The sequence below is a fragment of the Faecalibacter sp. genome, from assembly GCF_057177045.1.
In genome coordinates, this window is the sequence record NZ_CM169987.1 from 2,722,306 (window position 1) to 2,734,527 (window position 12,222).

9 protein-coding genes and 6 tRNA genes are annotated in these 12,222 nt (G+C 33.9%); 11 read left to right on the forward strand and 4 right to left on the reverse strand.

Annotated features, from left to right (window positions below; translation table 11 throughout):
- The first annotated feature begins 154 nt into the window (after window positions 1-154).
- The 7 genes from AC1QSP_RS12650 (at window position 155) to AC1QSP_RS12680 (ending at window position 1,374) form a co-directional block, all read left to right on the forward strand.
- Window positions 155-227: transfer RNA gene (locus AC1QSP_RS12650), tRNA-Gly, on the forward strand.
- Between the two features lie 31 nt (window positions 228-258).
- Window positions 259-342 (forward strand) — tRNA-Leu (locus AC1QSP_RS12655).
- A gap of 25 nt (window positions 343-367) precedes the next feature.
- Window positions 368-440: transfer RNA gene (locus AC1QSP_RS12660), tRNA-Gly, on the forward strand.
- Between the two features lie 32 nt (window positions 441-472).
- A tRNA-Leu gene (locus AC1QSP_RS12665) sits at window positions 473-556 on the forward strand.
- Window positions 557-583: 27 nt separating this feature from the next.
- Window positions 584-656: transfer RNA gene (locus AC1QSP_RS12670), tRNA-Gly, on the forward strand.
- A gap of 21 nt (window positions 657-677) precedes the next feature.
- Window positions 678-761, forward strand: a tRNA-Leu gene (locus tag AC1QSP_RS12675).
- Between the two features lie 88 nt (window positions 762-849).
- Window positions 850-1,374: a hypothetical protein gene (locus AC1QSP_RS12680; RefSeq protein WP_484078999.1), complete on the forward strand. Its 525-nt coding sequence runs from the start codon at window positions 850-852 to the stop codon at window positions 1,372-1,374.
- A 50-nt stretch (window positions 1,375-1,424) separates the two neighbouring features.
- On the opposite strand, the gene rho is transcribed toward AC1QSP_RS12680, so the two are convergent.
- Window positions 1,425-3,101: a transcription termination factor Rho gene (rho, locus tag AC1QSP_RS12685; RefSeq protein WP_484079000.1), complete on the reverse strand. Its 1,677-nt coding sequence runs from the start codon at window positions 3,099-3,101 to the stop codon at window positions 1,425-1,427.
- Window positions 3,102-3,273: 172 nt separating this feature from the next.
- Between rho and AC1QSP_RS12690 the strand changes: the two genes are divergently transcribed.
- From AC1QSP_RS12690 to prfA, 4 genes are all read left to right on the forward strand, one after another.
- Window positions 3,274-3,687, forward strand: a complete 414-nt coding sequence (locus AC1QSP_RS12690; protein WP_484079001.1) for a DUF4293 domain-containing protein — start codon at window positions 3,274-3,276, stop codon at window positions 3,685-3,687.
- 211 nt (window positions 3,688-3,898) lie between these two features.
- Window positions 3,899-6,082, forward strand: a complete 2,184-nt coding sequence (locus AC1QSP_RS12695) for a glutamine synthetase III family protein (RefSeq protein WP_484079002.1) — start codon at window positions 3,899-3,901, stop codon at window positions 6,080-6,082.
- 173 nt (window positions 6,083-6,255) lie between these two features.
- Window positions 6,256-7,020 (forward strand): GEVED domain-containing protein, encoded by a 765-nt coding sequence (locus AC1QSP_RS12700; RefSeq protein WP_484079003.1) that lies wholly within the window; start codon window positions 6,256-6,258, stop codon window positions 7,018-7,020.
- A gap of 106 nt (window positions 7,021-7,126) precedes the next feature.
- Window positions 7,127-8,215 (forward strand): peptide chain release factor 1, encoded by a 1,089-nt coding sequence (prfA, locus tag AC1QSP_RS12705; protein ID WP_484079004.1) that lies wholly within the window; start codon window positions 7,127-7,129, stop codon window positions 8,213-8,215.
- Between the two features lie 62 nt (window positions 8,216-8,277).
- Here the strand turns inward: prfA and AC1QSP_RS12710 are convergent, their stop codons facing one another.
- From AC1QSP_RS12710 to AC1QSP_RS12720, 3 genes are all read right to left on the reverse strand, one after another.
- Complete coding sequence (locus tag AC1QSP_RS12710; RefSeq protein WP_484079005.1) at window positions 8,278-9,288, reverse strand: alpha/beta hydrolase family protein; 1,011 nt, start codon at window positions 9,286-9,288, stop codon at window positions 8,278-8,280.
- A 115-nt stretch (window positions 9,289-9,403) separates the two neighbouring features.
- A complete protein-coding gene (locus tag AC1QSP_RS12715; RefSeq protein WP_484079006.1) occupies window positions 9,404-10,975 on the reverse strand; it encodes a DHA2 family efflux MFS transporter permease subunit in 1,572 nt (523 codons plus the stop codon).
- Window positions 10,976-10,998: 23 nt separating this feature from the next.
- The gene (locus AC1QSP_RS12720; protein WP_484079007.1) at window positions 10,999-12,210 is read right to left on the reverse strand and encodes an HlyD family secretion protein; all 1,212 of its coding nucleotides are present in this window, start codon (window positions 12,208-12,210) and stop codon (window positions 10,999-11,001) included.
- Between the last annotated feature and the right edge of the window lie 12 nt (window positions 12,211-12,222).

The window sequence follows — 12,222 nt, forward strand, 5'->3', positions numbered from 1 at the left end:
AATGAGAAATAGAAGGATAAAAAAAATGAAAAAAAAATAAAATTTTAAAATCATTGTAATTAATGAGTTACAAAATAACGTAAAAAATATCTCGTTTTTTTTCTTTTCAAAGTTTGGTAATTCAAAATCCTGTTCTATATTTGCACTCACAATCGCGGGAATAGCTCAATTGGTAGAGCGTCAGCCTTCCAAGCTGAATGTTGCGGGTTCGAGTCCCGTTTCCCGCTCTTTGAAATATTGAAAAATTAATCAAATTTTGCCTTGGTGGTGGAATTGGTAGACACGCAGGACTTAAAATCCTGTGTCCATTAGGACGTGCGGGTTCAAGTCCCGCCTGAGGTACTTTTTTTGATTAATAATAATTTACGCGGGAATAGCTCAATTGGTAGAGCGTCAGCCTTCCAAGCTGAATGTTGCGGGTTCGAGTCCCGTTTCCCGCTCTTTGAAATAACTGAAAATATAAATTAATTTTGCCTTGGTGGTGGAATTGGTAGACACGCAGGACTTAAAATCCTGTGCTCATTAGAGCGTGCGGGTTCAAGTCCCGCCTGAGGTACTTTTTTAATTTATATCTTTCTACACTGCGGGAATAGCTCAATTGGTAGAGCGTCAGCCTTCCAAGCTGAATGTTGCGGGTTCGAGTCCCGTTTCCCGCTCTAACTTTACTAAAGTTGGAGGCCTTGGTGGTGGAATTGGTAGACACGCAGGACTTAAAATCCTGTGCTCATTAGAGCGTGCGGGTTCAAGTCCCGCCTGAGGTACTAAAAGCTCAAGAATTTATTTTCTTGGGCTTTTTTTATTTATACGAATTTGACTTCTTAATCGTTTATATATTATCTATTTAATATTATGTATAAATATCCTTTTTTACTTTTCTTAATCATTTTTATTAATTGTAGTTATAATAATCCAAATAGCTATTTTGAATTTGATAAAATCGAATATTATAGATTAGATAAGAATTACATTCATTTGATTAAAGATTCGAAAGTAATTAATCCATTGGATACAACTAATAGTGCAGTGTTTCAATTTAATGTGATTAATACTTCTATACCTTTAGATTTAAATAATAATCAACTTCAAAATAAACTAAAGGAAATTGGATTTAGTAAGTTAGAAATTCCAGAAAAATATTATAAGGATATTGATAAAATTTTTAGTTATAAAGAATATGAGGAATCATTTCAAGGAATGTGTTTGCCATCATATAGAGATATTTTAATTTTTAAAAAGGAAAATGAAATTATAGGAATAGCAAAAATTTGTTTTCAATGTGGTCAACATGCTACTAGTGGAGCATTTGGAGAAACAGATTGGTTTGGAGGTGATGGCGATTACGAAAAATTAGAAAAAATTTTATATCAAGAATAAAAAAACCGACACTTACATGTCGGTTTTTTTTATCTATATTATCAATTATTTTATCCATTCATTGAGATTAAGAACTCTTCGTTGTTACGAGTATCTCTAATGCGTGAATGTAAAAATTCCATTGCTTCCACAGGGTTCATATCAGATAAATGGTTACGTAATACCCACATGCGTTGTTGAGTAACTTCGTCTAATAATAAATCGTCTTTACGAGTAGAAGAGTTAACCAAGTCAATAGCTGGGAAAATACGTTTGTTCGCAATCTTACGATCCAATTGTAATTCCATATTACCTGTACCTTTAAATTCTTCGAAGATTACCTCATCCATTTTCGATCCTGTATCAATTAAAGCAGTAGCAATAATTGTTAATGAACCTCCATTTTCGATGTTACGAGCAGCTCCAAAGAAACGTTTTGGTTTATGTAAAGCATTGGCATCAACCCCACCAGATAATACTTTACCAGAGGCTGGCGAAACGGTATTATATGCTCGTGCTAAACGTGTAATAGAGTCTAATAAAATAACGACATCATGTCCACATTCTACCATTCGTTTAGCTTTATCTAAAACGATATTAGCAACTTTTACATGACGTGATGCTTCTTCGTCGAATGTAGAAGCAATTACTTCACCGTGTACAGAACGTTTCATGTCTGTTACCTCTTCTGGACGCTCATCAATTAAAAGAACAATCAAATAGACTTCTGGGTGATTTTGAGCAATTCCATTGGCAATATCTTTTAATAAAGAGGTCTTACCAGTTTTAGGTTGGGCTACAATCATACCACGTTGACCTTTACCAATCGGAGTAAATAAATCGATGACACGATTTGATAAAGCATGTGAGTTACTTAAGTTGAATTTCTCGTTTGGAAAAAGGGGAGTTAAATGTTCGAAAGAAATACGATCACGTACATAATCTGGTGTACGACCATTAATTTCGATGATTTTAATTAAAGGGAAATATTTTTCACCTTCTTTAGGGGGTCTTACTTCTCCTGTAATGGTATCACCAGTTTTTAAACCAAATAAACGGATTTGGGATTGAGAAACATACACATCATCGGGAGATGATAAGTAGTTGTAATCCGAAGATCGTAAAAAACCATAATTGTTATCTGGTAAAATTTCTAAAACACCTTCTGCTTTGATAATGCTATCGAATTCATAATTCGCGGCACGGTATTTATTTTTTTGTTGATGATGGTGATTTTGATTGTTCTGTTGAGGTTGATCAGAATTGGAATTGCGTTGTTGATTTTGTTGTTTACGCTGGTTCTGATTTTTATTGTTTTGCTTCGGATTGTTTTGGTGTTGAGGTTTAGCCTCTGTTCCAGAATGATCTTCTGCTTTAGATTCTTCTTTTGTTTCTGTCGCAGTGTCTGTGGCTTCTTGCCTCTTCGAAACTTTTTGTTTAGTAGATTTTTGAGTTGATTCTTTAGGATTTTCATCAACTTTATTTTCTATCTCGGTTTCAGCTTCTACTGCGGCTTCCGTTTGTTTGGAAACTCTTTTTCTTTTTGGTTTCGTTTCCTCACGTTCAGTAGATGTAGCCGTTTCAACTTCTTTTTCTTCATTTATCGGTTGTGGTTGAGAATCAAGAAATTTTTCAATAGCTGCTTGTAATTCCCCTTTCTTTAATTTCTTAAAGTTATCGATTTGGAATTGTGCTGCTAGCTTTTGTAATTCGGCTAATTTTAATGATTTAATATCGGTTTCTGACATAAACTTATTATGTATGAGGTATTTTTAAAATAAAATAATGGTGAGATTATAACTAAGAATAATTACAATAAATGCTGTAAATGATGTGGTTATAAAGTATTTATACTGCAATAGTACGAAATTCTTGGAATAAGTAAAAAAAATATATACATTTGTATACGAATTTTAAGATATGATTCAGAGAAAGCAAAGTATTTACTTATTTTTAGCCGGATTAATCTCAATGATCTTTGCGGTTAACTTTGATAAATTAGTTGATATTTCATTAAATTTTTTATCAGATCCTTCAAAGGGTGATTTAATTTTTAGTCTTGCATTTTTCTTTTCAGCATTCGTATCTTTTTTATCAATCCTGTTATTTAAGAACAGAAAATTTCAAATGACGTTGGGATGGGTAAATATTATTTTGAATATTTTATTAATTGGTTCTTTCATTTTTAGTCTGCTAAACTTACCTGGAGGAGAAAATCCTGAGAAAGGTATTTGGGCTATCGTTCCTTTAATCTCGGTTGTATTACTGTCAATTGCCAACCGCTTGATCAAAAAGGATGATGACCTTGTGAAATCTGTAGATCGATTTAGATAAGACCAACAACTTTTATATGAGCGCAATTTAAAGCAGTTTTAGTTTACTAAAACTGCTTTTTTTATTTCTAAACTTTTAAAAACTCCTATAAAAACAGGGTTTTTAAATTTTAAATCTATTTTTTTTATTTTGACCCCTATTTTTTTAGGGGTAGTTTTAAAATTTATTTTATTTTTGCGTCATCAAACAATAATAAAAAATAATTAAACTAATGTCAACACTAAGATTTAAGGCTTTAGAGAAATCTGTAAATAAGCAAGCAGAGAAAGTTGTGATTAATGATAAATTATCAACTTTATTTGGTGAAAACGTATTCTCACATGATACAATGCGTGAGTATTTGCCAAAACAAGCTTTTAAAGCCATTATCGCTGCTAAAGAAAAAGGGACAAGAATTCCTCGTGAATATGCTGATCAAGTTGCATCTGCGATGAAAGATTGGGCAATTTCTAAAGGAGCTACTCACTTTACACACTGGTTTCAACCATTAACAGGAACTACAGCAGAAAAACATGACTCATTCTTTCGTCCAACTGAAGATGGTCGTGCAATCGATACATTCGAAGGATCGGCATTAGTACAACAAGAGCCAGATGCTTCATCATTCCCAAATGGTGGAATTCGTAATACATTCGAAGCACGTGGATACACTGCTTGGGATCCAACATCTACTGCTTTCATTATTGGTACAACTTTATTTATCCCTTCAGTTTTCATTTCTTATACAGGAGAAACTTTAGATTATAAAGTTCCATTATTAAGAGCTTTACAAGCGGTGGACGAAGCAGCTACAGAAGTGGCAAAGTATTTTGATAAAAATGTAACAAAAGTTCAGTCAACTTTAGGATGGGAACAAGAATACTTCTTAGTTGACTTAAACCTATATAACTCGCGCCCAGACTTACAAATGACAGGTCGTACTTTAGTAGGACATTCTCCAGCTAAAGGTCAACAATTAGACGACCACTATTTCGGTGCAATTCCGATGCGTGTGATGGCATTTATGCAAGAATTGGAAGTGGAATCAATGAAATTAGGTATTCCAATTACAACACGTCACAATGAGGTAGCACCAAATCAATTCGAATGTGCTCCTATGTTCGAAGAAGCCAACCAAGCAGTAGACCACAATTCATTATTAATGGATTTAATGGGACGTATTGCAAAGAAACACGACTTTAAAGTATTATTACACGAAAAACCTTTCGCAGGGGTTAACGGATCAGGTAAGCACAACAACTGGTCTTTATCTACAGATACAGGCGAAAACTTATTATCTCCAGGTAAAAATCCAAAGAAAAACTTACAATTCTTAACATTCTTTGTGAATACGATAAAAGCTGTTTCTGAATATGGAGATATGTTACGTTCTGCCATTGCAGAAGCAGGTAACGATCACCGTTTAGGAGCAAATGAAGCACCGCCTGCAATTATTTCTATTTTCATTGGTTCTCAATTAACAAACGTATTGGATGAATTAGAAAAAGTAACGGAAGGTAAATTATCACCAGAAGAGAAAACGGAATTAAAATTAAATGTTGTTGGTAAAATTCCAGAAATTTTATTGGATAATACAGACCGTAACCGAACTTCTCCATTTGCCTTTACAGGAAACAAATTCGAGATTCGTGCTGTAGGATCTTCTGCAAACTGTGCAGAACCAATGACTGTAATTAATACGATTGTAGCTCAACAATTAAAAGACTTTAAGAATGAAGTTGATGCTTTAATTGATGGTGGTTTATCAAAAGACGAAGCAATTTTCAACGTATTACGTGAGTACATCAAATCATCTCGTAATATTTTATTTGAAGGAGATGGTTACTCTGACAATTGGGTGGAAGAAGCTGCAAAACGTGGATTGAACAACTACAAAACAACACCAGAAGCATTAAAATTAGAGTTAGATCCTAAATACATTGAAGTTTACGAAAAAACGGGTGTATTAACACCACGTGAAGTTGAAGCCCGTAATGAAATCAAATTAGAAAAATATTCGACTAAAATTTCGATAGAAGCGAATGTATTAGTAGATTTAGTTTCTTCTCAAGTGATACCAGCAGCTGTCAACTATCAAAATGTTTTAGTGAAAAATGTAAAAGGATTAAAAGATATTTTCGGTGATGAATTTAAAGTATTAGCGAAAGATCAAATGGATTTAATTCGTGTGATTTCTACTCATATTAATGAAATTAAATCAGCGAATGATAAATTAATTGGTGAAATCAAAGCAGCGAAAGAAGTTGCAGATCACCAAGCGCAAGCAGAATACTATGGTTCTAAAGTTAAACCATTATTCGACGAAATTCGCTACCACTCGGATGAGTTAGAAGAATTAATCGATAACAATTTATGGCCATTAACAAAATACCGTGAAATGTTATTTACGAGATAAAAATTAAATATCTAAATTGTAAAATAGCCCTCAATATTTGAGGGCTATTTTTTTTTGGTTTTTATAAATAGTGGAATCAAATGTTAATATTATAATATTTTTTTTGAAATATTAATTCTATTTATATATTTGTTAAATAGCCTAATATCAATTAATTACAAATATAAAACTTTATGAAAAAAATTTTATTTTCTTTATTTGCATTTGCAGCATTATCAGCCAATGCACAATATTGCCAAGTTAATATCGATTGTACAGATGATGACTTGATAAATCTAGTTGAGTTTTCTAATCTTGTAAACCCATCATCTTGTAGTTTAAATGGATATGGTGATTATACTACAACAGTAGAACCTGCTGAAGTAACAGCTGGAGAAACATATCCTTTGTTAGTAAGTGTAGGATCAGGTTGGTTTGAAAGAGTTTCATTATGGATCGATTTTAATAATGATGGAACTTTTGATACAGCAGATTTTATCGGAGAAGTTGGTGAAGGTGGTAGCGGAGTAGAATTAACAGAGGACATTACAATTCCAGCAGATACTCCTACAGGTAGCTATAGAATGAGATTATTAGCCATGGCTGTTGGTAGTGATAATCCAGCTTCAGAAGATCCTTGTATTAATGAATCAACACAATACGGTGAGTATGAAGATTATATGATTAATGTTACGAATAACACAATGTCTGTATCTGATGTGGACGCAGCTAAAGTTTCAGTTTATCCAAATCCAGTTAAAGACGAGTTTAAATTAAACTTAAGTTCAATTTACAATTCAGCTAAAACTCAAGTTACCGTTACTGATTTAACAGGTAAAAAAGTTAAAACATTTGCAGCAGGTGAAGCTTATAATGTTTCTGATTTAGCGAAAGGTGTTTACATTTTAACTGTAACAGATGGTGCTAATCAGTTTACACAAAAATTAATCAAGAAATAATAAAAACTATTTCTAAATACAAAACCGATGAGAAATCCTCGGTTTTTTTTCTTCAAATTTTCTGAATCCCTTGATATATTGTATCTTTGCCAACCAATAATTGATTATGGCAGATTTAGGTCTATTAGATAAATTAAGAGCAATTAAACAACGTTTCGATGAGGTTGCGGATTTAATCATCCAACCTGATATCGTGACTGATCAGGCTCGTTACGCAAAATTAAATAAGGAATATTCAGATTTAAGAGACTTCGTAGAAATTCAAAAAACATACGAAGGGTACATTAATGCAATTGAAGAAGCAGACGAGATTATCGCAGATGGTTCGGATGCCGAAATGGTTGAATTAGCGAAAATCGAAAAAGACGAAGCAATTAATGCAATTCCAGCATTAGAGGAGGAAATCAAAATGATGTTAATCCCTAAGGATCCAGAAGACGACAAAAACGTTATTGTGGAGTTACGTTCGGGTACAGGAGGGGATGAAGCAGCGATTTTCGTAGAGGATATTTACCGTATGTATTCGATGTACTTTAAAGACAAAGGATGGAAACACGAAGTATTAAATACTTCTGAAGCCTCTGGAAAAGGGTACAAAGAGTTGGTGATGCAAGTAGAAGGTAATGCAGTATACGGTACCATGAAATACGAATCAGGTGTTCACCGTGTACAACGTGTTCCAGAAACAGAATCTCAAGGACGTGTGCATACATCAGCCATTACAGTTGCGGTTTTACCCGAAGCAGAAGAGGTGGATGTGGTTATTAATCCAGCTGATTTAGAGTATCAAACGGCGCGTTCATCTGGAGCAGGAGGACAGAACGTAAATAAAGTAGAGACGAAAGTACAATTAACACACAAACCATCAGGAATTGTAATTGTATGTCAAGAGGCACGTTCTCAGCACAAAAACCGTGAGAAAGCGTTACAATTATTACGTACAAAATTATACGAAATCGAGTTCGAGAAAAAACACTCAGAACGTTCAGCTCAACGTAAATCTTTAGTATCTACTGGAGACCGTTCGGCTAAAATTCGTACGTACAACTACCCACAAGGGCGTGTAACAGATCACCGTATCAATAAATCAATTTATAACTTAGATAACTTTATGAATGGAGATATCCAAGAAATGATTGATGCATTGAAAATGGCAGAAAATGCAGAAAAATTAAAAGGAGAAGACGACTTATAGGTCATTTATTCTTTCAAAATAAAAAAAAGCACTTCAAGAAATTGAAGTGTTTTTTTTTGAATTTATTTTAAAGTCCAATCTATAAATGCATTCATGACTTCTGGCCACTGTGGATTTTCGTAATTTGGTCTTCCTTCTGAATTAACCTTAAAGAAGTTATGATCAGCATCTAAATATCGTTTAAAAGTAAGATTTAATTTATGCTCTTTCATAAAATAGAGTGGTACCATGTCGCATAAATCTGCTGCAATATCATTTGTTCCAAAAGCTAAGTATATTGGTTTATTTAAAGCTAACCAATCGTCTATCAATGGTTCTGAAAAAGATTTCCAAGCTAATAAATAAGGCTTCTCTTTTATTTTGTTTTCGTCCAAAGCATCGCGGTACATTTGGTATTCTTGTTCGATATATTTATCCGCATCTTCCCAAGACATTTCTTTTCTTTCAGCCATTTTTCTATAAGATCTGATATTTTGATCCATTCTTCCAAAAGGATTTGCAGCAAATAATCCAACTTTAGAAACGTGTTTATAATTCGTCGCAATTTTAGAAGCAACTTTGCTTCCTTGCGAATGGCCAGCGATTATTAATTTAGTGTTATCTACCCATTTTTGTTTTCTTAAAAATTCAAGAACAGCAATTCCTCTTTCGACATAATTCTCTAAGAAATCTGCTTTCTGAAAAGTTAGAGAAGGCATTGTTTGATCTTCTGAATCACCATTAAACCAATACGATTTACTGATTTGATCTTCTTCCACTATTACGGGTGTTTCTGGCATTGAAATCACTACTAAATGATAATATTTTTTAATATAATCTGTATCAAAATTTGTAATTCCACCACCAATCATCCAATAGTCATTTGTTCTTTTGACATATAAAGGAAAAGGTAACGAACCTTGGCACCATAATAAAACAGGTTTCTTTTGTTCTAAATTATCGTCATATATAATAAAGTCTATATTCTTATTTTTAGATTTTATCGTAAATTTTAAACTTTCATTATTGATTAATTCTTGGGAGAAAGCAAAGGTTGATAATAGGAAGAAGAAAAAGAAAATAGCATTTTTCATTCGAAATCAATTAAAAATATTTGTTGCAATATACATTTATTTCAAATTTGTTTCAGGCATAAAAAAACCACCTTTTAAAACATAAAAGGTGGTTTTTTAACTATTATAAAATGGATTAATGTCCGACATCTACCACTTTACCCGCTCCTTTTTTAATAAAAATTAATACGAAAGGAATACAACATAAGAACAATACTCCCAAATAAAGGAAAATATCCATGTAGGTTAGTACTGTACTTTGTTTCAAGATTTGTACATCCAAGATTTGATACGCTTTATTCAGCGACTCTTGTGCAGTAAAACCTTTTTGCATGAAACTTTGTTGTAAAGCATGAATTCGGGTTTGTACATCCACATTTGAAGGATCTAAATTCGGAACCAAATTGGCACGATGTTGTACCGTCCAACGTGAGACTAAAGTGGTAATAATAGCAATCCCAAATGATCCCCCCAATTGACGGAACATCCCTGTAAATGCTGCTCCTTCACCAATCGATTTCCCCATCAATGTTGATAAAGACAAGGTCGTAACCGGAACGAATAATAATCCTAATCCCATCCCACGAATAATCAATGGCCAGAAGAAGTGTTCAGTCCCTGTATCTGGCGTCATAATCGTAAAGAACCAGAAACTATAGGCGAAGAACACTAAGAATCCTGCAGATACCAAATATTTAGGCGAAACACCTTTTTGAAGCATTATTGCAATAAAGGGCATCATAAAGGCAGTCATTAAAGAGGATGGAACTAACAATAATCCGGCATCTGTCGCTGTCCAGCCCAATAAGGATTGGGTATAAATTGGAATGATGAACGTAGATCCATACAATCCAAATCCTAAGACGAAGGACAAGATGGTACCAATTAATAAATTCGAATCTTTTAATACACGAATATTTACAATTGGGTGATCGAACACTAATTCTCTCCACACAAATAGAATGAAGGAGAATAAACTGACAATTGATAAAACAATAATTGTAGTATTATCAAACCAATCATCTTGTTGCCCGTGTTCTAAAACATATTGTAAAGCACCAACCGCAGCAGATAAAAGGATAATACCTAAGAAATCGACTTGACTTAATTTCGATTTCTCTGCGTATTTAGGACTTCTTACAAATCCTATGGTTAATAAAGTTGCAATAATACCAATTGGAATGTTGATGTAAAAAATATAAGGCCATGACCAATGGTCGATGATAAAACCTCCTAAGGGTGGACCTAATGTAGGACCTACAATAACTCCCATTCCATAAATGGCTTGTGCAATTCCTCGTTTTTCTTTGGGGTAACTTTCCGTGATAATAGTTTGTGAGGTTACTAAAAGTGCCCCACCACCTAGACCTTGGATAAATCGGAATAAGATGATTTCCCATAACGTGGTTGATTGCCCACATAAAAAAGAGGAAATGGTAAAAATTACAATCGAAGCCGCAAAATAATTTTTACGACCAAATTGTTGGGAAAGCCAACTGGTCATCGGAACGATGATCACATTGGCAATCGCATAGGCCGTAACAACCCATGCAATATCCGTTAGCGTAACCCCCAAACTTCCTTTCATGTCGTTCATGGCTACATTGACAATAGTGGTGTCCACAATTTCAAGTAGCGCACACATGATGGCTGTGATGGTGATGATGACGCGGCGGGAACCGTATTCAACTAAACTATTTTCTTCCATAACTGATCGAATTGAATGGAAGATTATTTAGATTTTCCTGACTTTAATAAAATATCTGTTTCTACATTCATCCCTGGACGTAATAATTTCATCATTTCGTCATTAGGATTAGAGAACACTAATTTAATAGGTACACGTTGAACTGTTTTTACGAAGTTTCCAGAAGCATTATCTGGAGGTAATAAAGCAAATTTAGCTCCTGTTGCTGGAGAAATTGAAGTAACTGTAGCTTCAAATTCGTGACCAGGGAATGCATCAACTTTGATGATTGCTTTTTGACCTTCTCTAATTTCGTTTAACTGTGTTTCTTTATAGTTCGCAACCACCCATAATCCATTTGTTTTTACAATATTGAAAAGGGATTGACCAGCTTGTACCAATTGACCTGGTTGTAAATTAACTTTTGAAATTTGACCATCTTCAGCCGCAATAATATACGTGTATGATAAGTATAATTTTGCGTTTTCAATATTTGTTTGCTGTTGTTTGATTGTCGAATTAGCAACTGTAATTTGTGCTTTAGAAGCTTCTGCTTGTGCTTTAGAAGTATCAATTTGTTTAGCTGTAGCAGCAGCTTGTTTCGCTGTAGCAGCTAATTGAGCTTTGGCTACATTTAATTGTTCTTGAACAACACGCAATTGTTTTTCAGCGGTTTCTTTTGCTGCTAAGGCTTGCTCGTATTGTTGTTTTGTAATTGATTTATTTTGATATAAACGGTTGTAACGCTCGTAATCGTTTGAAGTTCTCCAAACTTGTACTTTAGCCGCTTCCACATTTGCTTGTGCTGTTTTTACATTGGCCTGCGCTGTTTCGATTGTTGTATTTGCCGCCACTGCGCCAGCTTCTGTTACGCCAATCCCCGCACCTGCTGTACTAACACCTGCATTTGCAACCGCCAATTGCCCTTGAGCTTGAGCTAATGCATCCTCTGCTTGTTGTAATTTTAATGCATATTCAGAATTGTCTAGAATCACTAAAGTATCACCTTTTTTGACATATTGATTATCTTCAACTAATATCTTTGAAATATATCCTGACACTTTAGGAATTACAGGCGTAATTTTACTTTCGATTTGAGCATCATCTGTAATTTCGTGCTCTAATGAATGCATGTATTTATAAGCTCCATATCCACCACCTGCTACAACTAAAGCAACTAAAATAATGATGAATTTGATGTTGATTCCTTTTTTCTCTTCTGGAGTAATGTGTTCTTGTTCTGTTGTTGTTTCCATCCTAAGATTGAG